This window comes from Cardiobacterium hominis, from assembly GCF_900637305.1.
Lineage (GTDB): Bacteria > Pseudomonadota > Gammaproteobacteria > Cardiobacteriales > Cardiobacteriaceae > Cardiobacterium > Cardiobacterium hominis.
In genome coordinates, this window is the sequence record NZ_LR134365.1 from 2,033,924 (window position 1) to 2,056,856 (window position 22,933).

A 22,933-nucleotide genomic window follows, 5' to 3' on the forward strand; every position below is an offset into this window, starting at 1 on the left:
TTGATTCAAGGATTTTTTATTCCCCCGCACGCCATTTGCCATCAATTTTAATCAGCGGAATAGCATCTTGTTTGCTATTGCCGTCTTTCATTTTGATGGTGAAGGATACACGCGCCTTGTCGCCGTCGTCGTTGTAGGAGACTTCGTGGATAATCACGCGCTCAAAGCCTTTGGCTTTTTCCATTTCGGCGCGCATGTCTTTCGTCGCGGCGCGCATTTTTTCTTTGATTTCGTTTTCGGAAAGGTTCTGTTTTTTGAGGAGCTCGGGCGAGAAGTAGGTCATGGCGATGACTTTTTCGACGTCGCCATTGAGCGTTTCGTTCACATAGGTTTTGATAAATTCAGCCGGGTCGCTGCTGGGCTGGCTGTCGCCGCAAGCGGCGATAATAAAGGCAGCAAGGGTGAGCGCGAGCGCGTGCAGGGTGTTTTTCATCGGTTACTCCAAGTATCAAGGCAGGATTGCGGCGCGGATGATAGCGCATTCTGCGCGCAGCCGCGACGGACCGCCCTCCCCTGCCGCCGTTTCCTGTCCGTCGGCCACGCGTGATTGCCACGTCGCAATCTGCCCGCACCGCCGCGCGTTTTCTGCCATAATTCCGCTATCTTTCCGCTTGAAAAAAGGAGCTTCCATGCATATTTCTCCGGGTGAGTACTGGCTCTATTTGCAGTACATGGCGCTGGCGGTGGCGATGGTGTTTGCCTTCGCCGCAGTCTATTTGCATTGCACGCCGCCAGCCGAGTTGCGGCTGATTCGCGAGGAGGGCAACGTCGCCTGTGCGTTGTCGTTTGGCGGGGCGCTGGTCGGTTTTTGTCTGGCGCTCGCTGCCAGCATTCGGCAGAGCGTGCAGGTGCCGGATTTTGTGTTGTGGGGGCTAGCCGCCGCCGTGGTGCAGATTCTGGTTTATTTTGTCGCGACCCGTTTTGTGAAGGATGCGAGCGCCGCGCTCGCCCGCAATAATGTCGCCGTTGGCGCGTTTTTGGGCGCGGTATCGGTATCGATTGGGCTGCTCAATGCCGCCTGTTTGAGTTAGGAGGTTTGTTATGTTTGGTTTTATCCGTAAGCAGTTTATTGATGTCATCGAGTGGCCGAATCCGGGCGATGACACCTTGATGTGGCGTTTTCCCGCCGAGGATCAGGAGATTCAGACTGGCGCGACGCTCGTCGTGCGCGAGTCGCAGCAGGCGCTGTTCGTTGATGAGGGCAAGACGGCCGACCTGTTCGGCGCAGGCACGCATTTGCTGACCACGCAAACGCTGCCGTTGCTCACCAACCTCAAGAATTGGGACAAGTTTTTCGCCTCGCCTTTCAAATCGGATGTTTATTTTTTCAACCTGCGCCAGCAGTTGGGGCGGCGTTGGGGCACGGCGCAACCGGTAACGGTGCGCGATAGCGAGTTTGGCGTGGTGCAACTGCGCGCCTTTGGCATGTACGACTACCGCATCAGCGACCCGGCGAAGCTCTTCAGCGAGGTGACGGGCGTCGTCGCGCAGTACAGCCGCGAAGCACTCGACGAACCGCTGCGCAATGTGGTGATGACGCGCCTTGCCAGCGTTTTCGGCTCCTCCGGCATCGCCTTCCTCGACATGGCAGCCAATCAGGTGTTGCTGTCGCAGAAGATGGCAGAGCTGCTCGCCCCCGATTTTGCCCGCCTGGGGCTCACGCTGGAGCGCTTCAGCGTGGAAAGCGTTACCCTGCCGGAAGCCATTCAGAAAGCGCTGGATGAGCGCATCTCGATGGGCGTCGTCGGCGATCTGAACCGCTACACCCAATACCAGGCGGCGTCTGCCATACCGCTCGCCGCGCAGAACGAAGGCGGCCTCGCGGGCATTGGCGCCGGTGTCGGCGTTGGCGCGGCAATCGGTCAGGCAATGGCGACGAATATGAATGCCGCCCCCGCCGCCGCACCGCAGACAACGGGCAACAACGATCCGCAGGCGCGCCTGGCGCAACTCAAAGCCTTGCTCGACCAGGGGCTGATTACCGCCGAGGATTACGAAAAAGCCAAGGCGGAAGTGCTGAAACAGCTGATTGGCTGACATGGCCGCGCCGCTTTTTCATACCGACTGCCCCAGCTGCGGCGCGCCGGTGCGCAGCATGAGCGCCAGCGCGGTAACGCTGGTGTGCAGCTACTGCCACAGCCTGCTCATCCGCGAGGGCGAAACGCTGCGTGATAGCGGCGAAGACAGCGCGCTGCTGGAAGACTTCAGCCCGCTGCAAATCGGCACCAGCGGCGTGTTTAACAAACAGCCGTTCACCCTGGTGGGCCGCTTGCAGGCGCGCTACGACGCGGGCGTCTGGAACGAATGGTACCTGCTCTTTGCCGACGGCAGCGACGGCTGGCTTGCCGAAGCGGGCGACCAGTACGTACTGACCCGTCCGGTGGCAGCGACAGAAACGCCGCCCGCATTTGCCAGCCTGCGCGCTGGCAGCAGCCGCTTCACCTTCCACGGCAAAGCCTTCATCGCCGCCGACGTGCGCGACATCACCCTGGAGCGCGCCGCCGCCGAAGGCGAACTGCCCTTCCGCTTCAGCGGCACGCGGCAAAACCGTGTCGCCGACTTCCGCTACGGCGGCGAATTTCTCACCGTCGATTACGCCGACGAGCCGCCGGAAATCTTCGCCGGGCAGGGCGTGGCACTCGCCGACCTCAAACTGCAAAACACTCGCAGCGACACACAAATCATCGAGACCGCAGGCAAACTGAAAGGCAGCCGCGCGAGCGGCAACTGCCCGCATTGCGGCAGCCCAGTCGAATGGATAAACGGCCTGACCGGCACCATCCTCTGCCCGTCCTGCGGTAGCGACCTCGCCAGCAACGACAAAGGCTTGGCGTTACGGCAAAAAAGCGCGCGCCGCGCCGCCAGCGAAGCGCATACTCTGCCGCTTGGCGCGGAGGCGACCATACACAACGTGCGCTACACCCTGATTGGCGTCGTACACAAAACAGAAACAGGCGAAGACAGCGGCTGGACAGAATACCTGCTCTACGCGCCGCAGGAAGGCTTCGCCTGGCTGACCGAGACCGACGACGGCGAATGGAGCTTCGCACAAACCCTAAACGAATGGCCGCTGCTTGACCGCAGCGGCGACCCGCTCGGCAAGCGCAAACTCTACGACTACCAAAGCCGGGTAGAAAGCGCGGCGGGCGCGTTCTACTGGCATATCCAGCCGGGCGACACCCTGCAACACCGCGACTACGGCCGCGATGACGACAAACTCTGCGCCGAACAAAGCGCGCAAGAACTCTCCTGGAGCCGCAACCTGAGCGTCACGCCGGAACAAATCGAAAAATGGTTCGGGCGGAAAATCGCCACGGCAGGCGGCGCGGGCAGCAGCGGCGTGTTTGGCGTCATGATCATCATCTACATCATCCTCAACATCCCCGCCTGGCTGATGATGGATGCCGACAGCGTCGTCTCCTCGCTGATCATATCCGGCATCGCCATCGTTGGCCTCGCCCGCCTCGGCAGGCGCGGCGACTGGCGCGACGTCTTCAAATCGGACAAAGACGACGATGACTAACCGGGGCAGCACATGAACCGCAACACCTACAACCTCATCGTCGCAAGCACCCTCATCTTCTGCACCTTCATCAACTACAGCATGAGCAGCAGCGAAAACACCACCGGCACACGCAGCCACAGCGGAGGCACCATTTTCGGCAACGGCAGCAGCTTTGGCAGCGGTAGCGGCGGCGGCAGTTGGCACAAATAACGCCACCGGTTTACATACCTATGTAAATGAGGACAGCGTTCTATCCAGGAGAAATCCCGCGCCGCGTAGTGAAAACGATGCGGCGAAATAATCACCAAGCGCCTGTGCAAAATTCTCCTTCCCCCGCAGGGCGCTGTTTGTGCCGACATACAAATTGACACCCCCCGCGGCCTTCACTATATTGCCGCGCCCAAGCCCCGCGACCAAGGGCGCAACCCGTTCAGAAAAGAGGAAAAAAACCATGTGTGGAATCGTCGCCGGCGTTGCCGAACGCAACATCGTCCCCATCCTGCTCGAAGGCCTGAAGCGCCTCGAATACCGCGGCTACGACTCCGCAGGCCTTGCCGTCAACCACGATGGCACCATTGACCGCTGCCGCGCCGTCGGCAAAGTGGCGAGCCTCGTTAGCAAAGCCGGGGCCGAAAACATCCACGGCAACAGCGGCATCGCCCACACCCGTTGGGCGACACACGGCGTGCCGAGCGAAGCCAACGCCCATCCGCACATGAGCGGCGCCACTATCGCCGTCGTCCACAACGGCATCATCGAAAACTACCAGGAAATCCGCGACGAACTGCGCGCGGCGGGCTACACCTTCACCTCCGACACCGACACCGAAACCATCGCCCACCTCATCGACCGCCACTACCGCGAGCATCACGACCTGCTGCGCGCCGTGCGCGACACCACCGCCCGCCTGCGCGGAGCGTATGCCATCGCCGTCATCGCCGCCGACCGCCCCGACGAAATCATCGCCGCGCGCCACGGCTCGCCGATGGTCATCGGCCTCGGCATCGGCGAACACTTCGCCGCCTCCGACATCTTCGCGCTGCTGCCCGTCACCCGCCGCTTCATCTCCTTGCAAGAAAACGACCTGGCGCGCATCACCCGCGACCACTGCCAAATCTATGACGCGAGCGGCGCGGAAGTCACGCGCGCCATCAACGAAAGCGAGCAGACGGGCGACCTCATCGGCAAAGGCGGCTACAAACACTACATGCAAAAAGAAATCTTCGAGCAGCCGACCGCCATCGCCGACACCCTCGAAGGCCGCCTGGCGCATGGCGAACTGCACCTTGCCTCCTTCCGCCCCGAACTCCTCGCCGCGCTCAAACGCACCCGCCAACTGCACATCGTCGCCTGCGGCACCAGCTACCACGCGGGGCTCGTCATGAAATACCACTTCGAGCAGAACGCCATCCCGACCAGCGTCGAATACGCCAGCGAATACCTCTACCGCGACATCGCCGTACCGCCGGACACCCTGTTCATCAGCCTGTCGCAATCCGGCGAGACCGCCGATACCCTCGCCGCCCTGGAAAAAGCCAAAAAAGACGGGCGCTACCACGACAACCTCGCCATCTGCAACGTCCCCGAAAGCGCACTCACCCGCGCGGCAAACCACACCATCCTCACCCGTGCCGGACGCGAAATCGGCGTCGCCTCCACCAAAGCCTTCGTCACCCAACTGGCCGTGCTGCACCTGGTTAACGCCATCATCGCCGCCGAACAAGGCCGTCCCTTCGCGCGCGAACACCTGCAAACCTTCGACCACCTGCCGCGCCACCTACAACACATCCTCGCGCTCGAACCGCAAATCGCCCGCGCCGCCAAAGCACTCGAACACCGCCACGGCTGCCTCTACCTCGGCCGCGGCGAAAACTACGCCATCGCCGCCGAAGGCGCACTCAAACTGAAAGAACTGACCTACATCCACGCCGAAGCGCACCCGGCAGGCGAACTCAAACACGGGCCGCTGGCGCTGGTTGATGAAAACATGCCGGTGCTGGCACTCATCAAACACGACGCCCTCACAGAAAAAATCAGCAGCAACCTCGAAGTCGTACAGGCACGCGGCGGCCGCCTCATCATCTTCGCCGACGATCGCGTCGATACCAGCGGCTTCCCCGGCGCAGACGTCATCCGCCTTGGCGAGCTGGACGCGTTCACCGCCAGCATTGCCTTCGTCGTGCCGCTGCAACTGTTCGCCTACCACGTCGCCCTGCTCAAAGGCACCGATGTGGACCAGCCGCGCAACCTCGCCAAATCGGTGACAGTGGAATAAGGCAAACCCTATCGCCGTTGGGTTACGCTCGTCTCTCGCTGACCCAACCTGCGTTCGCTGCCTTTTCCTGTGGTTTATTTGTTTCTGAACGGATTTTGCGAACGGCGGATGGCGCCTTGTTTTGCTAGAGTCGGCAGTTCGCGTTTGAAAAAGTCCGCATATGGCTCTGCGCCGGGGGAGAGGTAGATTTTGTTGAGTGAATTTCTAACCGGCTCAGCGTATTCAAGATACATCTGTTTGCCGTCCCAATCGGTATAAATGCGCTCCTCTTCCAGTAAATTGCCGATATAGAGCATGCGGCATTCCTGCTCTTCCTGAAACGCGGCGTGTTTCACCAGATAGCGCAGCGGTTGCAGGATAAAGACAAGGGTTTGCAAAACATCGTTTTCGGCATCCTTCGCTACAGCTTTAATCTTTTCAGACAGTTTAGATAAATCGTCTTTGACTTTTTCTGTCAGCTTGTTGATTTCGGCCTGATACTTTTTCCAATTTTTTTCGGCTTTTTTACAGAGTTTCTTATGTACGGCTGTTTTATCGTTATGCCACGCTTCGGCATAGAAAGTAACTTTGTCGCGGTGGGCAATAGACACATAACCGCTTTGCGGTTCAAGATAAATACAGCGGTAAAGCGGCAGTTTGTCTAATTTTTTCTGTGTGGTTTTGTCAGGCTGCGCAGGGCTGCTGTCTTCCATCGTATTGTTCGTAGTGAAGGCTTCCCGCTCTGGCGCGGCAGTCATGATGGCGAACGGGTCTGCGGCAGAGAAAAAGCGTTTCCCGAAAACCAGGCTTACGCCAGATGCCTCCAGCCCGTCTTCTTTACCGTAGAGACGGAACTGGTTCAGGCTATCGTGGTTGAAAGTAAAGCAGCTGATAAATGCCGCCAAGGCTTGGCTGTCAGATTCCTGCTCCGCATCCAGTACGCCGGATGGAAGCCCGCAAGACTTGTGCAGATAGCCGTACAGTACCTTTCCTTCAGTCGGGTCGTTGGTATTTTTCACCGTGTTAAGACGCAAAGAAGAGACCTTGTCTTTCTCTCCCGCAATCAAAAGGCGGGCTATTGAGGGGCGAGTATAATGAGCCACTTTCAGCGGATTTTCTCCCGCTATCCCCCCGACGCTTGAAATAAACAGCGTTTTGATGATGGATACGGTGGCATCATAAACTGCCCTCAAATTTAAGCGGCTACCGGGTGGGCAGTTTAAAATTTTCAATAGGCTTTCTGACTGATAGTAGAAAACCGACCTGCTATTTGCAAAAGCCTGCTGAGCCTTTGTTTTATTTTTATCGAACCCGAGAATGCCAAGAGTCAATTGAGCCTTGGCATACGGCCTGGACGAATCTGTGTGTTTGATACTGCGATAGGCAGCGACTGCTTCTTTGGCCTTACCCTGTTTTTGCAAAGCAACACCCAGATTAAACCGCGCCTTTGCATACCATTCGGGCGAATCTGTGCGTTTGATACTGCGGTAAGCAGCGATTGCGCCTGCACTATCGCCTTGTACTCTCAAAGTAATACCCAGATTAAACCGAGCCTTGGCATAAGCCTCCTTCGAATCTTTACGTCTAATACTACGATAGGCGACAATTTCGCCCGCGCTATCGCCTTGCGTTCCCAAAGTAATACCGAGACAAAGCTGAGCCTTGGCATACTGCTCGGGCGAATCTGTGCGTTCGATGCTACGGTAGGCGGCAATTGCGCCTGCATTATCGCCTTGTGCTCCCAAATCAATACCCAGATTAACCTGCGCCTTTGCATACTGCTCGGGCGAATCTGTACGTTCGATACTGCGGTAGGCGGCAATTGCGTCTTCGATCTTATCCTGTTCCCGCAAAGTAACGCCCAAATTAAACCGAGCTTCAGCATACAGATCGGGCGAATCTGTGTGTTCGATGCTGCGGTAGGCAGCAATTGCGCCTGCGCTATCACCTTGTGCTCCCAAAGTAATACCGAGATAAATCCGAGCTCTAGCATATAGCTCTGGTGAATCTGTACGTTCGATACTGCGGAAAGCAGCGATTGCTCCTTTAATCTTACCCTGTTTCTGCAAAACAATACCCAGATTCAACTGGGACTTGGCATACTGCTCGGACGAATCTGTCCGTTCAGTATTGCGGTAAGCAGCAATTGCTTCTTTAATCTTATCCTGTTTTTGCAAAACAACACCCAGATTAAACTGTGCCTTGGCATACAATTCGGGCGAATCTGTGCGTTCAATGCTGCGGTAGGCGGCGATTGCTTCTTCAGTCTTGCCCTGTTCTTGCAAAGCAACACCCAGATTAAACCGAGCCTCGGCGTATAGCTCGGGCGAATCTGTGCGTTTGATACTGCGGTAAACGGCGATTGCTTCTTCAGTCTTGCCCTGTTTTCGCAAAGCAACACCCAGATTAAACTGAGCTTCGGCATACAGTTCGGGCGAATCTGTGCGTTCGATATTGCGGTAGGCGGCAATTGCATCTGCGCTATCGCCTTGTTCTTCCAAAGTAATACTAAGATAAAGCTGAGCCTTGGCATACAGCTCGGGCGAATCTGCGCGTTCAATACTGCGGTAGGCAGCGATTGCGCCTGCACTATCGTTTTGTGCTCGTAAAATAAAACCCAGATTAAACCGAGCATCCGCATATAGCTCAGGCGAATCTGTGCGTTTGATACTGCGGTAAACGGCGATTGCTTCTTCAGTCTTGCCCTGTTTTCGCAAAGCAACACCCAGATTAAACTGAGCCTTTGCATACAGTTCGGGCGAATCTTCGCGTTTGATTCTGCGCAAAATCTCTATTGCCTTATCAAGCTGCCCTTGCAGGTACAAATCATCTGCCTGTTGGAGCAACGCATTAAGTTCTTGTTCTGTCATCATGACATCCTTTATGTAAATGTGAACTGAAACGGTAATTTGCGGATGACACCTTTTCAGGCTGTCTTATTTTTTCCATTTCGCCAACGTATTCGCCATCGCGCTATTTGCAGCGAGTAGCATCAACCCGCCAGCCAGGTTTGTAATGCCCCACCGGCGACAACCAGCCAGACAAGAACGATCGCGCCAAGGATAAGCGGCTTGATGCCTGCCTGGCGCAGGGTGCTGTGGTGGGTGGTCATGCCGAGTGCGGCCATTGCAATCGCAAGCAGCCAGTTATCGAAGGTGTTGATGGCGTCCAGCACGGCGGGCGGCAGGTGGATGAAGGAGTTAAAGAGCATCACGCCGATGAAGGCGAGCGCAAACCACGGGATGACGAGGCGGCGGCTGGCGCTGTCGTGGTGGGCATAGCGGCTCATCCAGTATGAGAGTACGAGGAGGAAGGGCGCGAGCATCATCACCCGGATCATTTTGGTGGTGACAGCGAGGTTGGCGACAGTGTCGTTAATGGCCTTGCCCGCCGCCACCACTTGTGCCACCTCATGCACGCTAGAGCCGATGTAGATGCCAAAGGGCGCGTCGGCAACCGGCCACCACTGCGCCGCGTGCATATAGGGATAGAGGAAGATGCCGACGGTGCCGTAGATGACGATGGTGGCGACGGCGACGATGACGTTGTGCGATTCTGCCCGCACCACGGGAGCGGTGGCGATGATGGCAGCAGCGCCGCAGATGCCGCTGCCCGCACCCATCAGCCAGACGGTGTGACGCTCGATATTCAACCAGCGGATGCCAATCCAGCAGGTGAGGAAGAAGGTAGTGGTGAGCATGAGGGCGTCGGCGAGGATGCTGTTCACGCCGACGGCGGCGACCTGCGCCAGCGTCAGGCGGAAACCGTAAAGAATGATGCCGAGGCGTAGCAGTTGCCCCTTGCTGAAGACCACGCCTTCGTGGCAATGCGTCGCGATGCGCGGGTAGAGGGTATTGCCGACAAGCATGCCGATGAGGATGGCAAGCGTCAGCATACTTAAGCCCATCCGTGCCAGATGCAATTCGCGGCTGGCAAGGGCGGCGAGGATGACGACGGCGAGGACGGGCAGCATGCCGATGATTTTTTGTCTCATGATGGGTTCTCTGGATGAAGTTGGCGCAATGATACGCCTCTCTTTTCGTCGGAAAAACGGGTTATTGCGCTTGGCTGTGGCGGTTTTCTTTATAATCTCCAGCCTCTTAACCGGAGTTTTTATGACCAGAGAAGCCGCACTGATTACCCTGCAAGGGCAGACGATGGGGACGGATTACTCCGTCAAGTATATTGACTGGGCCGATGGCCGCGCCCTGCCCTCGCCCGCCGCCATCAAGGCGCAGATTGAGCGCCGCCTGCATGAGGTTAATGCCGAGATGTCGCCGTATTTGCCGGATTCGGCCATCAGTCAGTTCAATCAACTACGCGATGACCGCTGGTTTTTGTTGCCGCCCGATTTTGCCACGGTGCTGCGTGAGGCGGTCGCGCTGCATGAGGTCACGCAAGGCGGGCTGGATGTGAGTCTGGGCGCGCTCGTCAATTTGTGGGGTTTTGGTCCAGAACCGCGCCGCGACAGCCCTCCTCCGCCGGATGCCATCGCCGCACGCACAAGCGGTATGGGGCAGTTTGAGCTGGCGGAGGAATCGGGGATGTGGTTTGTGCGCAAGCACGCGCCGCTGTTGCAGCTGGATTTGTGCGCGATTGCCAAGGGTTATGGCGTGGACGCGGTCGCGGGTGTCTTGGCGGCGGCAGACATTGGCGATTTTTTGGTGGAGATTGGCGGCGAGTTGTACGGACGCGGGGTCAATCCGCAGCGGCAACCGTGGTGGGTCGGCGTTGAGCATCCGTTGCAGCGCACGCAGCATGTGGCGGTGGTCGCGCTGGACGGGCTGGCGCTCGCCACTTCCGGCGATTACCGCAATTTTTTTGTCGATGATAACGGCGCGATGCAGTCGCATGTGATTGACCCGCGCAGCGGCCGACCGGTGCGGCATGACATTGCCTCGCTGTCGGTGTTGGCGCCAACGGCAATGCGTGCCGATGGGCTTGCCACCGGGCTGTATGCGCTCGGCGCGGAAGCGGCATGGGCGGTCGCCACGCAGCAGGATTTGGCCGTTTGCCTGGTCACGCGGCGCGATGGCGATTTTCACCGCATCCTTTCTCCGGCATTTCAGGCGCAGTTGCAATTTGCGTAAAAATGACATTCTCATTACGGAAATTTGGCTATAATCCGCGCACTTTTTTCGGGCTCCTGAATGGCAAGCGGCTGTTCGGGAGTTTCTTTTAGTCTGAATTTCTGTAAATTCCATAAGTAATCAATACTTTGTCCGTAAGACCCTAGTTTTGTAAATGCTCGCCGCGCTGCCGGTCATCGCCAGCGCCGCGCCCTATCAGCAGGGCGGCAGTGCGACTGCCACCGTGGATGCCGGTGAGCGCGTCGAGAAAGTCAATACCATCACCGCCATCGTCAAGAAAGACGGCAAACCCGACCGCAAAAGCCCGGTCGGCACCAGCGAAAAAGATTTCAACCGCAGCGGCAACCCGGTGCGCATCATCTGGTACGGCAACCCGAACGACGCCGACAGAAAAATCGCGCAAACCGGCGCGCTCAATAACGGCCACATTCACGGCAAAGTCGTCGCCACCGGCACGCTGACCACCAAGAAAACAGAAAAAGGCTCGACCGTTGAGCTGAACGGCTAGGCGAACGCCATTGACGCGCTCGGCTGGACGCCTGCCAGCAACCCGAACGACATCGACATCAACCTCGCCACCATCGACAACCGCCGCAGCGCGGTCGGCGAAGCGGTATTGCAGGCGGGACTGGCCGGCGTGCACGGCAACGTCAGCAGCTTCGGCAGTGCCAACGGCATCTCCGTGGTGGCGCTTGCCGATTTCGGCAAACCGGGCGTAGGCGGCGTGGATGGCAGCAGCGGCGCGACCGGCAAAAGCAGCAACGGCGGCAGCGCCAGCGGCTTCACCCTGCGCACGGACAAAAACCCGAATACCGTGCGCGCGGGACTTACCGGCGAATACCAGACCGCGAAAGGCGTCATCATCCGCGCCGGCGTCTCGGACAACCTGCGCAAAGGCAAAAAAGACCTGCAAGGCACCCTCAGCGTCGGGGTAAAATTCTGAGCCTGGGGACAAAACCCACCTCCCCCGCCCAGCGGGGGAGCGTGGGACGCGCGAACAAAACACATCGCGACCGCATCAACCCCTCACCACACCAACAACCGGAAACCTCCATGAAAAAAACCAAAATCCTCTACCTTGCCGCCCTGCTCGGCGGCTGCGCTGCCAATAGCGGCATCAACCAAAATACCCTGGCGCGCGAACTCATCAGCCCGCTGGTCAAACAACAATGCCATAGCCAACTCAACGCACGCCAAGAATGGCAACTGGCTTCCGCACTCATGGGTGCAGAAATCAAACAACAATGGGAAAACAAAATCTGCGGCTGCGTCAGCGAAGAAGCACCATCACAAATGAGCGGTGAAGAAATGATACAAGTCATCAACCCCGCCACCCGCTCACAAGCCGTTACAAACGTTGCCGTCAAAACCGTCAGCGCCTGCTTTAACCGCATCATGAGCCGCTAAACAAACCCTCAAAAAAAACCGGCATGAATGCCGGTTTTTTTAAGAGCCTATCCAACTCCCCCGCAGCGCGAAGCCCGCACTGGGAGAAGAAACATATCGGCTGCTTTCCTGCTTCAAATTTCTATCAAACTTTGGCGCTAAAAATGCACTTACGCCAAACAGACTCTAATACTGCAACCAACTTACGGCTCAACCGTACTGACCGCATCCTTATCCACCTTGCCAATCACGCCATTTCTCTGCAAAAACTCGGCGAAGCGCTGATAACGCGCATTATCAGAAGCCCCTGGACGCAGCGCAAGACGCGGCAAAGTATCCTTAAACGCCAAATGATGAATCTCATCATCCAGCTCCTTCTTGTACGAAACAAAAGATTGCCACGCCTCATCAGGATGATTCAGCATAAATTGCGTCGCCTGCTCCAAAGCCAAATTAAAACGGCGGAAACGATCATCATGCGCCTGATCCTCACGGGCAATAACAATCATCTCATCATAAGCAGGCACACCATGCTCTTCAGGAAAAAAAGCCTTGCCCGGCTTACCTGCCAATTCCAACTCATGCAATTCAAAATTACGATACCCGCCGATTACCGCATCAACCTGCCCGCTCATCAAAGACGGACTAATAGACCAATTCACATTGACCGTTTCCACATCTTCCGGTTTCAAACCACCCTCTGCCAATAACGTGCGCAATAACGTATCCTCAAAACCGGCAACACTATAGCCAACTTTCTTGCCCTTAAGATCGGCAATCTTCTCAATACCGCTTAATTTCAGCACCGTCAGCGTATTGAGCGGCGTTGCAATCATCGTAGAAACTCGCACGACCGGCAGTCCCTGATCGCGATACTGATGCAACTGCGGTTGATACGTCATGCTCAAATCCGCCTTGCCCGCCGCCACCAACTTGGCACCCGTCGCAGCATCCGTCGGCTCGGAAAGCGTAACCTCCAAATCCTGCGCCGCAAAAAAACCCTTCTGCTGCGCAATCACGACCTGACTATGCACCGGATTGACGAACCAATCCAGCACCAGACTAATCTTGTCCGCGGCAAAAACCGCCGCACTCTGACAACACAACAAAACAACAAAAAAGACACTTTTCATAAAAGACTCCTGGAAGCGAAAAGCACGCATTATGCCCGCATCTGCAGCAAACAGGAACGAAAGACGCGGGAAATAGCTTAATACCGGTCATCCCAACAAAAATCCTGCAAAAAAAGCCACAAAACTGCTCCTTTCCGGCGCAATCCTTACCGCGCTGACCGCCTGCGGTGGCGGCGGCAGCGACAACAGCCCTGCCGACCCGCAAACACCGGTCGTCCCCAAATCTGTCCCTTCCACCCCGCAAAACAACAACAGCGGCAACCACAACGAACCCGCACCGCAACAGGACGAACAGCCACAAAACCCGCAACCGGACAACACCACCCAGCCGACAGCCCCACAAGGCAACAACGGCGGAGTAACCCCACCGCCGTCCAATGGCGGTAATGGCGGTGCCGTTCCCCCGCCTGCAAATAATGGTGGCAACAACACCAACCCCGGCACCAACCCCGGAACGAGTCCCGGCACCAATCCCGGCACCAATCCCGGCACCAACCCCGGAACGAATCCCGGCACCAATCCCGGCACCAATCCCGGCACCAATCCCGGCACCAATCCCTGCACCAATCCCTGCACCAATCCCTGCACCAATCCCGGCACCAATCCTGGCACCAACGCATCCAGCAAAGTTGCCGATTGCGCCACCGAAACATGCGCTGGCAGCGCGATGGCCGAATCCCTCTATCAGGGCAAGATGGATTGGGGGATAACGAATGACCTCAAAGTCCAGAAGGGCATGAGCAACGCGCCCGTACTGGATGTCGAACTAGTAAACGGTGCAACCTACACAATCAACACCGCAGAACTGCGCGGCAAAGGCAGCAATGGTGGTGCCATTGCCAAAGAAAGTCTGGGACAAAACAGCTTCCGCAGTTTCGCCGTCAGCGACCCGCAAAAATACCGCGCACAAGCCTTTGGTTACCTCTACGAAGGTGACGGCACAGACGACGCGAAAAACCACGGCATCGCTTTTAATAGTGGCGCAGTAACCGATATCAACGACCCCGTATTCGATACCGGCGACGCCATTAAATACAAGGGTGATGCCTATCTGGCCAGCCGCGGCGACATCGTCAAAGGCAGCAGCGACATTGACGTTTATTTTGCCGATAAACAGCTGGAAGGCGACTTTACCTTTGCCGCAGGGCAAAAACGCACCACCCCCGGCAAAGAAAACGAAGACGCCAAGTATCCGGGCAAAATCAAATTTTTCAGCGAGATAGATGGCAATACCTTTGAAGGCGGCGGTAAGGTAGATAATCGCGTAACCACCACTACGACTGTTAAAGGCCACTTCTATGGCGCAGGTGCGGCGGAAATGGGCGGCATCTTCTTCGACTATGTCGACAAGTATGTCGGCAGCTTCGGCGCGCTGAAAGAAGGCATCGATAACAGCGGCAGCATCCCGCAACCACAGCCGCAACCACAGCCACAACCGCAACCGCAGCCACAGCCGCAGCCGCCAACAGCAGACGGTCTGGGTGGCAACCAGCTTTCCTCACGCACGATTGGCGAATACCAAAACGTTCCCGCCGCCGACATCAAAGGCAGCGGCAACAAACTGGCACTCACCGTCAAGGGCACAGAAATCAACAGCGAAGAACTGCGCGCGCTGGGTAACAAACTTGGCGTTGCCGCCGGTAACCCGGTGGACAACAGCGCCTACCAAACCAACCAGAGCTACCAATACTTTGCCGTCAGCGACGACAAATACGCCGCGCAAACCTTTGGCTACGTCTATAACAAGGCGAACGACAAAGGCACTGGCGACAAACAGGCGGTAGCCTTCAGCGTTGTTCAATTAACTCCTGAAACCGATGCCGTCCTGAAGCCTGCCAGCAAAGACAGCCTGAAATACAGCGGCGATGCATTCATCGGCGATAACGTCGGCATGCAACCAATTGTCAAAGGCACATCCCGTTTCAATGTCAGCTTCTTTGACAAAAAAATCACCGGCAAGCTGGAATTTGCCAACCGCGCAAAACCAGGCTATGGCGGCGAGAAAACCAGCTATCCGGAGAAAATTGACTTTACAGACGGCAATATTACAGGCAACACCTTTACTGCGACTGGTAAGTCTTCTGCCTAGCTATCTAACAAAGCTACCGCCCAAGGGCAATTCTACGGCGAAGGCGCGGCCGAGTTGGGCGGTACCTTCCAGACCGGAACATATAGCAGCACCGTGGATGGCAGCTTTGGCGCCCGCAAAGAAGCAAGCAACAATCCGCCGCCTGCCGCACAACTTGCCTTGGGTGGCAATGAATTGTCGAAAAGGTCGCCAATCGGTTCGTACGAAAAAATCACCGATATCAAAGGCGAAGGCAACAAACTGGTACTAAACATCAATGGCAAAGAAATTGATGCCAGTGCGTTACGCGCAGCCGGAAGCATCGATGGTTCGCCGGTATTGGATAAAAATTATGCCGATACCCGCAGCTATCAACACTTTGCGGTAAGTGGTGAAAAATACAAATCCCAGGCCTTTGGCTATGTCTATAACAAAGCCAATGAAAGAGGCAAGGGTGACAAGCAAGCCATTCCTTTCAGTGCCAGTGCCTTAACGCCGGAAACTGACGCCATCTTTGCCAGCAAAGACAATCTGAAATATAAGGGTGAAGCATTCATTGGCAGGAATACCGAAGGCTTTATTGTCAAAGGCATCTCCGATTTCAACATCAATTTCTTCAACAATCAGATTAGCGGTGATCTTTCCTTTGAAAATACGGAAAAACCCGGATACAGTCACGAGAAAACCCGCTATCCGGAAAAAATAACCTTCGAAAAAGGCACGATTAGCGGTAACACTTTTGTCGCTGAAGGCCATGCTGGCAGCGGCATCTATCCGGAGTCGGCAACAGCGCAAGGCCAATTCTATGGCGAAGGGGCTGCCGAAATGGGCGGCACTTTCCAGATTGGCAGTTTCATCAGTTATACCGATGGCAGCTCCGGCGCTATCAAGCAATAAAACTGAAGCCTGCAAAAGAGCCTGCCGGATTCCGGCAGGCTCTTTTCATTTCCAGTTCGTCTTGCACTCCGTTTGCCTGCTTTCGGCGCTTAGTAAACGAATTTTGCTGCGCCCCAATGCCCAGCCATCATCCTGCGCGCGTTCACCGCTCATCAAGCGCATTTCCCTGCCTGCATGGCGCAGCACGATCGGCATGACGGTTTCGCAATCTTCCCCCGCATGTGTCACGAGGCAAATATTGCCCGCCTGCGCCTTGCATTGGCAGCCGCGACAGTAGCGGCGCACATGGCTCGCAGCCTGCCGCAAGCGGTATAAATTTCGCGATTATCTGCTATCATTGCCTCGCGATTGACGCAAATTAACCGGCTTCTGATATTGAGGTAAATAACATGAAAAGCACCAAGTTGATTCTCTCCGCTGTCATTCTGGCATCACTCGCCGCTTGCACGGCTAGCGACGGCGCCAAGAAACAGCGCGACTTCTGCTACAAGTTTGACAAGTTTGAAAACATCTGTCTCGATGGCGACCACGCCTCCTCAGATGTCAAATCACAGGACAAATCCACTCCGGATCGTTCGGACGATCCTCCGAAGAATGACAATAACAGCAGCAACGACAATAACAACAACAGCAATAATAACGGCAACCAGAATGACAGCAAAAAAGGTGCTGAAAAAGACTGCAACTGCAATTATGGCGGCTCTTACGACCAATAAGCGCTGCAATATATGATAAAGCCTGCCAGCTGGCAGGCTTTTCTTTTGCTGTTTTGCCGGTTTATTTCTGCTCGCGAATGGCTTTGAGGTGTTCTTGAATGCGGAAGAACACAATCACCAATTCATTCATGACTCTCACTGTTAATATTCCTGCGACGAAAGTAAAGATGCCCAACAGGAAGCTAAGGAAAGTGAAACTGGGGCGATAGAAACCACCATGTCCCGCGTAGCCGATTTCCGCACCGATTCCTGAAAACATGACATTAAACGCGATAAAAAATACTGCCACAATCTGCATCCAGTAAATTATGGTGATAATACGCGGGGTAATAAAGTTGTCAAAGTTCAAAAAAGATTTCAACATATAGCATCTCCAATGGATTGATAAAACGCCTTTGCCGCTTGTGTTTCCCTTCCGGGGGACTGCGGTGAAGGCAGCCGCATTGTATCACTATCTCTTTTCAGACAAATAGATGCCATGCGCCGCGCCCGCGCTTTGCGACGCATCCGCTATAATGGCGCCACATTTCTATCCTTTTCCGCCATGAACTCCCGTTTTGCCGCCATAGTTGCGCCGCTGCGCGATTTGTTGCGCTATCGCGATCGCCCGGAGCTGTTTGCCCTGCTCATTTATCAGGCCATCACGACTACCGGTTTTACTTTGCTGATGCCACTGGTTTCGGTGCATTTCGTCGCCGATGTGGGCATGGCGGCGGCAACGGTCGGCATGGCGCTGGCGCTCCGGCAAATCAGCCAGCAGGGGCTAACCTTCATTGGCGGTATGCTTGCCGACCGCTACGGCTTGAAACCCGTGCTTTGTACCGGTTTGATTATTCGTGCGGTCGGCTTTTTCATGCTGGGTTATGCAACGGCGATGCCGACGTTTTTCACCGCATTATTGCTCACGGGTTTGGGCGGCGCGTTGTTTGATGCGCCCTTTCAAGCGGCGACGGTCGCCATGACGCAGCCGCAGGAGCGGCGCGAGTTTTATCTGCTTGCCAATTATTTGAGCGGTATCGCAGCGACCATTGGGCCATTGCTGGCGATTGCGTTGCTTTTAATTAATTTTAGCGCGGTGGGTGTCGCCGCCGGTTTGTGTTTTTTGACGAATGTTTTTGTCGCGCTGCGCTATTTTCCCAATACGCGGCCATCGACGACCAGTGATGGCGATGATACGCCGCAATTGCGCCGTCTGTTGCGCGACCGTATTTATTTGCGCTTTGTCGCCATTATGTGCGGTTATTGGTTTGTGGTGATGCAGGTCAATATCAGTTTCCCGCTACTCGCGGAGTCTCTTACCGGCAGCCAGAGCAGCGCTGGCTGGTTTTATACTTTCAGTTCGGTATTGACGCTTGTATTGCAATATTTTCTTGTCCGCCGCTTGCAGCGCCATTTTGCCAGTCATCAATTACTCATCACTGGCACACTGATTATGACTTGCGGCACTTTTTTTCTGGGCACTTCCAGCAATTTTGCCTTTTTTCTTCTATGGGTTGCCTGCTATACCTGCGGTTATCTAATCAGCCGCCCAATGATTGATATTTTGGTGGCGCATCTTGCCCATCCGCGTGCCCTCGGTCTTTATGTCGGCATAAGCAATATCAGTATTGGCTTGGGCGGCGGATTGGGCAATTTTCTTGGCGGTTGGCTTTATGATTTGGGCAAGACTTATCATTTGCCCTTGTTGCCGTGGAGCGTTTTTGCCGCAGTCGGCCTGTTTACCGCCTGGCAATTGGCGCTGTATTTCCGCCGCCATCCCCAGGCCGTCGCGCAGTAAGCGTCTATTTCAGGAAAAACGGCGCAAGCGCGGCAGGCAGGCTTTCGCCCACGGCAAAGCGGGCGATTTGTTCGCCCACGGCAGGGACGAATTTGAAGCCGTGTCCGCTAAAGCCGCTCAGAATGAGGATGCGCGGGTCTTTGGGGTGCAGGCTGATAATGAAGTCTTCCGTCGCGGTGCGGTCGTAGCTGCACACTTTGCCGTCACGCAACGCGCCCGCTTGCGGGAAGTATTGTTGCAGGAAGCGGTCTGTGTCGCGCCGGTCGTCATAGTGGCCGTAAGGATAGCGCTCGGCTGCTGTCCGCATGATTTCGCCACCGTCGTGGCGCCCCACTTTGAGGCCATCACCGCTATCCGGGAAGCCGTAGTAGATGCCATCGGCCGTTTCCGCGGTAAAGCCGGGGAAGCCGTGGCTTTCTTGATAGGCCGCGGGCACGTCGTACCAGGCGAAGGTTTTGCGTACCGGGGTAAACGGCAGCTGGAATCCGAGTCCGGCGATGTGATTCGCCCAGGTGCCTGCACACAGGGCGACGCGGTGCGCATGGTAGTGTTGCGCGCCACTTTCGACACGCAGTATTTCTGCTTCGCGTGCGATACGGGTAACCGGCTGGTTAAAGGCGGTATCGGCGCCGTTGCGCTGCGCTTGTTCGAGCAGGAGCGCAACGGCGCTTTCGCTATGCAGGTAGCCCGCCTCTGTTTCGTACAGGCCGATGGTGTCGGCAGGGACGCTTAATCCCGGCCAGCGTTTTTCGATGGCATCGGCTTCCAACCATTGGTAGGGCAAGCGGTAGCGCTCGGCAATAAGGCGTTTGGCAGCGAGGCTGGCGCTCGTTTTGGGCGCGAGGTTGATGACGCCGCAGCGGGTCAGCAGGCGCGCGTGATGCGCGCCTTCCAGTTGCGGCCAGAGGATGGCGGCACGGTTGAGCAGGTGCTGGTAGGCGTCGTTGTGGTAGAGGTAGCGGTAAAGGCGGGTTTGTCCGTGGTGCGCGCCTTGGTTGTGCGGCGGGGTATGCGCGTCAATGAGCAGGGTACGCAGGCCGCTGCGGCTGGCGTAGTAGCCACCGGCAGCCCCCATGCTGCCGCTGCCGATGATGATGAGGTCGTAGGTTTTCATGGTTATCTGATGGGCAGGCGGCGGCAGGGGTTATTTGTCCGCGTAGGGGTTGGTTTTGTCGCGGTAGCTGATGCGTACTGGTGTGCCGTGCAGTTTGAAGTGTTCGCGGAAGAATTTGCTCAAATAGGTGGTGTAGCTCGCCGGCACGTTGGTCGTGCGCGTGCCGTGGATGATGATGTGCGGCGGGTTGCGCCCGCCCTGGTGCGCGTATTGCAGTTTGATGGAGTAGCCCTGCACCAGCGGCGGCTGGTGGCGGCGGTAGGCGGCTTGCAGTGCTTCGGTCAGTTTGTTGGTGGAGAGTTCGGCCATGGCCGCGCGATAGACTTTTTTTACCGCGGGCAGGAGTTGGCGGATGTTGCTGCCATGCAGCGCCGAGATGTAGAAGACTTCGGCGTAATCGACAAAGTGCAGTTTGCGCTCGAATTGGCTGCGGATGGCTTGGCGCTGTTCGTCGTTGAGGTGGTCCCATTTGTTGATGGCGATGATGAGGGCGCGGCCGCGGCGGGTGATTTCGCCGAGGAGGTGCGCGTCCTGTTCGCTCACGCCTTCGTGCGCGTCCAGCATGAGGATGACGACGTTGGCGCGCTCGATGGCGTCCAGGGTTTTGACGATGGAGAATTTTTCGATTTTGTCGTTCACCCGCGCCTTGCGGCGGATGCCGGCGGTGTCAATCAGGGTGAAGCGGTCGCCTTGTGCGTCTTCGTAGGGGATGGCGATGGCGTCGCGCGTGGTGCCGGCGACGGGGCTTGCCACCAAGCGTTCTTCGCCGATGAGGCGGTTGAGCAGGGTGGATTTGCCCGCGTTGGGACGGCCGATGACGGCCAGCGCGATGCCTTCTTCTTGGTTTTCTGCCTCGTCTTCTTCACCGAACAGTGCGGCGTCAGGGGTTTCCAGCAGGCGGGTGACGATGCGCTGCGTCAGTTGTTGCAGGCCACGGCGGTGTTCGGCGGCGATGGCAAGGGTGTCCGCGATGCCCAGCGTGTAGAAGTCGGCGAGGATGAGGTCGGGGTCGGCGAAGTCGGTTTTGTTCACCGCGAGGATGACTGGCTTTTGGCTGCGGCGCAGTTCGGCGGCGATGGTTTCGTCAACCGCGGTCAGGCCGTCGCGGCCATCAACGACGAAGACGACGATGTCGGCTTCTTCGACGGCGGCGCGCGCCTGTTTGTCGACGCGGCGGTCAATCTGGTCTTCTTCTTCGCGCAGGAGGCCACCGGTATCGACGATGCGGCAGGGCATGCCGGCGAGGGTGGCGTCGCCGTAGTTGCGGTCGCGGGTGAGGCCGGGGGTGTCGGAGACGAGTGAGTCGCGGCTGCGGGTGAGGGCGTTGTAGAGGGTGGATTTGCCAACGTTCGGGCGGCCAACAAGGGCGACGAGCGGTTTGCGGCGGCTGGGGGGTTCAGGCGTTTCGGTCTCGGGGGTCATAGCAGGGATTCGGGTTGGGGTTTTGTGTTTTTACATACAGGGCAGCGCTTGGGGTGTATGTAAATGGTATCCGGAGTTTTGCAGGCAGTGATGACGCTATTTTCTGGTTGTGCCGTGCTTTACCGCTTCGCGGTGGGTTTGCTGCCTCGCCCCAATCCTCCCTCACCGGGGGAGGGGGCTCTGTGGCGGCATTTTGTTTTTCTGTTGTCTGTTTACATTCACCTGAGCGCTCAAGGTGTATGTAAATGGCATCTGGGGTTTTGCAGGCAGTTATGACGCTATTTTCTGGTTGTGCCGTGCTTTGTCGCTTCGCGGTGGGTTTGCTGCCCCCACCCCAACCCTCCCCCACCGGGGGAGGGGGCTCTGGACGGTTTTCCCCGCCTCATCCCCAAAGAGGCGCTTTTTATTGCGGGCGGAATTTGAGCAGGGTGCCGTCGTCGAGTTGCCAGAGGATGCTGTCGCGCAGGACGACGGCCGGGGTGTCGGCGCTGCCCGCGGCGATTTTTTGTTGGCCGATGAGTTCGCCACTCGTGCCATCTATCCAGTGCAGCCAGCCTTCGTAGTCCAGTACGCCAACGCGGCCATCGGAGAGGGCGAATGGCGGCGAGAGGCGGCGGCCTTCGAGGCGGTCGTTTTGCCAGCGCATGCGGCCATCCTGCGGGTTGAGCGCGATGAGGTGGTCGGTGTCGCTGACGAGGTAGATGCCGTTGCGGTTGAGTGCGATGTCTTTTTGGGTGGAGGCTTGTTCTTGTTGCCACAGCGGCTGGCCTTTTTGCAGGTCCACCGCGAAGAGCATGGATTGGTAGGCGGCACCGTAGAGGACGCCGTTGGCGACGAGCGGGGTGCTGTCCATATCGACCAAGCGGGCGACGGGGTTGCTGCCGCTGCTGCTGGCAACGCGCTGTTCGATGACCGGCAGGCCGTTTTTTTGGTCGAGGACGACGAAGTAGCCGTTGTCGGTGGTGATGATGACGACGCCACCGCCCACTACGGGTTCGGCGTTGCCGCGCACGCTCAGCACGGGTTCGTTGATGTGGTAGCGCCACAGTTCGCTGCCGTTGTCGGCGTCAAAGGCGGTGAGGGTGCCGTCAATGCTGCGCGCATAGACCATGCCGTCGGCGGCAACCGGCGCGGCGAGCATCAGTCCGGAGAGGGGTGCGCGCCAGCGGGTTTCGCCGTCTTCGGTGGAGAGGGCGAGCAGGTCGCCGCTGTCGGTGCCGACGAAGACGCTGTTGTGGTTGACGGCAACTCCGGCGCTGATGTTGTTGCCGAGTTTTTCCCGCCACAGTTGTGCGCCGCTTTCGGCTTCGAAGGCGTAGAGGCGGCCGTCGGCGGAGACGGCATAGACGCGGCCGCCGTCGTAGGCGGGTTTGAGGGCGAGGCCTTTGTCCGCACCACCGTCGCCGAGGTTGTGTTTCCACAGGATGTTGGTCACGACTTGGCCGCTGCTGGCAGGCAGCGGTTTGGGCGCGGGGCGGTTGTCTTTGCCGAGGAAGAAGTCGGAGGTGGCGGAGCAGGAGGCTAGCAGGAGCGCGACGGCGCCCAGCTGGATGAGGCGGCGGCGTTGCATG

23 protein-coding genes and 1 pseudogene are annotated in these 22,933 nt (G+C 57.2%); 14 read left to right on the forward strand and 10 right to left on the reverse strand.

Annotated features, from left to right (window positions below; genetic code table 11):
• Window positions 1–16: 16 nt before the first annotated feature.
• Window positions 17–433: a DUF4878 domain-containing protein gene (locus tag EL199_RS09905; protein WP_004141807.1), complete on the reverse strand. Its 417-nt coding sequence runs from the start codon at window positions 431–433 to the stop codon at window positions 17–19.
• A 196-nt stretch (window positions 434–629) separates the two neighbouring features.
• On the opposite strand from EL199_RS09905, the gene EL199_RS09910 reads away from it, so the two are divergent.
• From EL199_RS09910 to EL199_RS09925, 4 genes are read left to right on the forward strand one after another with little or no spacing between them, the layout of a single operon-like run.
• Window positions 630–1,031, forward strand: coding sequence for a DUF350 domain-containing protein (locus EL199_RS09910; RefSeq protein ID WP_004141801.1), 402 nt, complete (start codon window positions 630–632; stop codon window positions 1,029–1,031).
• A 10-nt stretch (window positions 1,032–1,041) separates the two neighbouring features.
• The gene (locus EL199_RS09915) at window positions 1,042–2,037 is read left to right on the forward strand and encodes an SPFH domain-containing protein (RefSeq protein ID WP_004141799.1); all 996 of its coding nucleotides are present in this window, start codon (window positions 1,042–1,044) and stop codon (window positions 2,035–2,037) included.
• 1 nt (window position 2,038) lies between these two features.
• A complete protein-coding gene (locus EL199_RS09920) occupies window positions 2,039–3,523 on the forward strand; it encodes a DUF4178 domain-containing protein (protein ID WP_040355526.1) in 1,485 nt (494 codons plus the stop codon).
• A 12-nt stretch (window positions 3,524–3,535) separates the two neighbouring features.
• Window positions 3,536–3,715: a hypothetical protein gene (locus EL199_RS09925; protein ID WP_004141797.1), complete on the forward strand. Its 180-nt coding sequence runs from the start codon at window positions 3,536–3,538 to the stop codon at window positions 3,713–3,715.
• Window positions 3,716–3,733: 18 nt separating this feature from the next.
• On the opposite strand, the gene EL199_RS09930 is transcribed toward EL199_RS09925, so the two are convergent.
• Window positions 3,734–3,958, reverse strand: a complete 225-nt coding sequence (locus EL199_RS09930) for a Rossmann-fold NAD(P)-binding domain-containing protein (RefSeq protein ID WP_004141795.1) — start codon at window positions 3,956–3,958, stop codon at window positions 3,734–3,736.
• Between EL199_RS09930 and glmS the strand changes: the two genes are divergently transcribed.
• Window positions 3,957–5,780: a glutamine--fructose-6-phosphate transaminase (isomerizing) gene (gene glmS, locus EL199_RS09935; protein ID WP_004141794.1), complete on the forward strand. Its 1,824-nt coding sequence runs from the start codon at window positions 3,957–3,959 to the stop codon at window positions 5,778–5,780. The genes EL199_RS09930 and glmS overlap by 2 nt on opposite strands.
• Before the next feature lie 74 nt (window positions 5,781–5,854).
• Here the strand turns inward: glmS and EL199_RS09940 are convergent, their stop codons facing one another.
• Window positions 5,855–8,632, reverse strand: a complete 2,778-nt coding sequence (locus tag EL199_RS09940; RefSeq protein ID WP_004141792.1) for a tetratricopeptide repeat protein — start codon at window positions 8,630–8,632, stop codon at window positions 5,855–5,857.
• Between the two features lie 119 nt (window positions 8,633–8,751).
• Window positions 8,752–9,753: a YeiH family protein gene (locus tag EL199_RS09945; RefSeq protein ID WP_040355523.1), complete on the reverse strand. Its 1,002-nt coding sequence runs from the start codon at window positions 9,751–9,753 to the stop codon at window positions 8,752–8,754.
• A 121-nt stretch (window positions 9,754–9,874) separates the two neighbouring features.
• Here EL199_RS09945 and EL199_RS09950 point away from each other — a divergent pair, with 121 nt between their 5' ends.
• The 4 genes from EL199_RS09950 (at window position 9,875) to EL199_RS09965 (ending at window position 12,256) form a co-directional block, all read left to right on the forward strand.
• Window positions 9,875–10,849, forward strand: a complete 975-nt coding sequence (locus tag EL199_RS09950; RefSeq protein WP_169306935.1) for an FAD:protein FMN transferase — start codon at window positions 9,875–9,877, stop codon at window positions 10,847–10,849.
• A 154-nt stretch (window positions 10,850–11,003) separates the two neighbouring features.
• The gene (locus EL199_RS09955; protein ID WP_004141787.1) at window positions 11,004–11,357 is read left to right on the forward strand and encodes a hypothetical protein; all 354 of its coding nucleotides are present in this window, start codon (window positions 11,004–11,006) and stop codon (window positions 11,355–11,357) included.
• 108 nt (window positions 11,358–11,465) lie between these two features.
• A complete protein-coding gene (locus EL199_RS09960; protein ID WP_004141785.1) occupies window positions 11,466–11,792 on the forward strand; it encodes a hypothetical protein in 327 nt (108 codons plus the stop codon).
• Between the two features lie 110 nt (window positions 11,793–11,902).
• Window positions 11,903–12,256 (forward strand): hypothetical protein, encoded by a 354-nt coding sequence (locus EL199_RS09965; protein WP_004141783.1) that lies wholly within the window; start codon window positions 11,903–11,905, stop codon window positions 12,254–12,256.
• A 182-nt stretch (window positions 12,257–12,438) separates the two neighbouring features.
• On the opposite strand, the gene EL199_RS09970 is transcribed toward EL199_RS09965, so the two are convergent.
• Window positions 12,439–13,368 carry an ABC transporter substrate-binding protein gene (locus tag EL199_RS09970; RefSeq protein WP_050768098.1) on the reverse strand — a complete coding sequence of 310 codons (930 nt, stop codon included), beginning with the start codon at window positions 13,366–13,368 and terminating at the stop codon, window positions 12,439–12,441.
• A gap of 667 nt (window positions 13,369–14,035) precedes the next feature.
• On the opposite strand from EL199_RS09970, the gene EL199_RS09980 reads away from it, so the two are divergent.
• The 3 genes and pseudogenes from EL199_RS09980 to EL199_RS09985 all read left to right on the forward strand — a co-directional run bounded on the left by EL199_RS09980 (window position 14,036) and on the right by EL199_RS09985 (window position 16,333).
• Window positions 14,036–15,457, forward strand: a complete 1,422-nt coding sequence (locus EL199_RS09980; RefSeq protein WP_004141779.1) for a transferrin-binding protein-like solute binding protein — start codon at window positions 14,036–14,038, stop codon at window positions 15,455–15,457.
• Window positions 15,458–15,475: 18 nt separating this feature from the next.
• Window positions 15,476–15,565, forward strand: a pseudogene (locus EL199_RS13540) (hypothetical protein); the annotation flags it as partial.
• Window positions 15,551–16,333 (forward strand): transferrin-binding protein-like solute binding protein, encoded by a 783-nt coding sequence (locus tag EL199_RS09985; protein ID WP_040355518.1) that lies wholly within the window; start codon window positions 15,551–15,553, stop codon window positions 16,331–16,333. The pseudogene EL199_RS13540 and the gene EL199_RS09985, both read left to right, overlap by 15 nt.
• A gap of 45 nt (window positions 16,334–16,378) precedes the next feature.
• Here EL199_RS09985 and EL199_RS12845 read toward each other — a convergent pair whose 3' ends face one another.
• Complete coding sequence (locus EL199_RS12845; RefSeq protein WP_155814343.1) at window positions 16,379–16,528, reverse strand: hypothetical protein; 150 nt, start codon at window positions 16,526–16,528, stop codon at window positions 16,379–16,381.
• 194 nt (window positions 16,529–16,722) lie between these two features.
• On the opposite strand from EL199_RS12845, the gene EL199_RS09990 reads away from it, so the two are divergent.
• A complete protein-coding gene (locus tag EL199_RS09990) occupies window positions 16,723–17,049 on the forward strand; it encodes a hypothetical protein (protein ID WP_004141775.1) in 327 nt (108 codons plus the stop codon).
• Between the two features lie 61 nt (window positions 17,050–17,110).
• Here EL199_RS09990 and EL199_RS09995 read toward each other — a convergent pair whose 3' ends face one another.
• Window positions 17,111–17,413: a DUF4282 domain-containing protein gene (locus EL199_RS09995; RefSeq protein ID WP_004141774.1), complete on the reverse strand. Its 303-nt coding sequence runs from the start codon at window positions 17,411–17,413 to the stop codon at window positions 17,111–17,113.
• A gap of 114 nt (window positions 17,414–17,527) precedes the next feature.
• Here EL199_RS09995 and EL199_RS10000 point away from each other — a divergent pair, with 114 nt between their 5' ends.
• Complete coding sequence (locus EL199_RS10000; RefSeq protein WP_126316070.1) at window positions 17,528–18,826, forward strand: MFS transporter; 1,299 nt, start codon at window positions 17,528–17,530, stop codon at window positions 18,824–18,826.
• 4 nt (window positions 18,827–18,830) lie between these two features.
• Here the strand turns inward: EL199_RS10000 and solA are convergent, their stop codons facing one another.
• The 3 genes from solA to bamB all read right to left on the reverse strand — a co-directional run bounded on the left by solA (window position 18,831) and on the right by bamB (window position 22,932).
• Window positions 18,831–19,940: an N-methyl-L-tryptophan oxidase gene (gene solA / locus EL199_RS10005; RefSeq protein WP_004141770.1), complete on the reverse strand. Its 1,110-nt coding sequence runs from the start codon at window positions 19,938–19,940 to the stop codon at window positions 18,831–18,833.
• Window positions 19,941–19,970: 30 nt separating this feature from the next.
• Complete coding sequence (gene der, locus EL199_RS10010; protein ID WP_004141769.1) at window positions 19,971–21,362, reverse strand: ribosome biogenesis GTPase Der; 1,392 nt, start codon at window positions 21,360–21,362, stop codon at window positions 19,971–19,973.
• Window positions 21,363–21,765: 403 nt separating this feature from the next.
• A complete protein-coding gene (bamB, locus tag EL199_RS10015) occupies window positions 21,766–22,932 on the reverse strand; it encodes an outer membrane protein assembly factor BamB (protein ID WP_004141765.1) in 1,167 nt (388 codons plus the stop codon).
• Window position 22,933 lies beyond the last annotated feature (1 nt).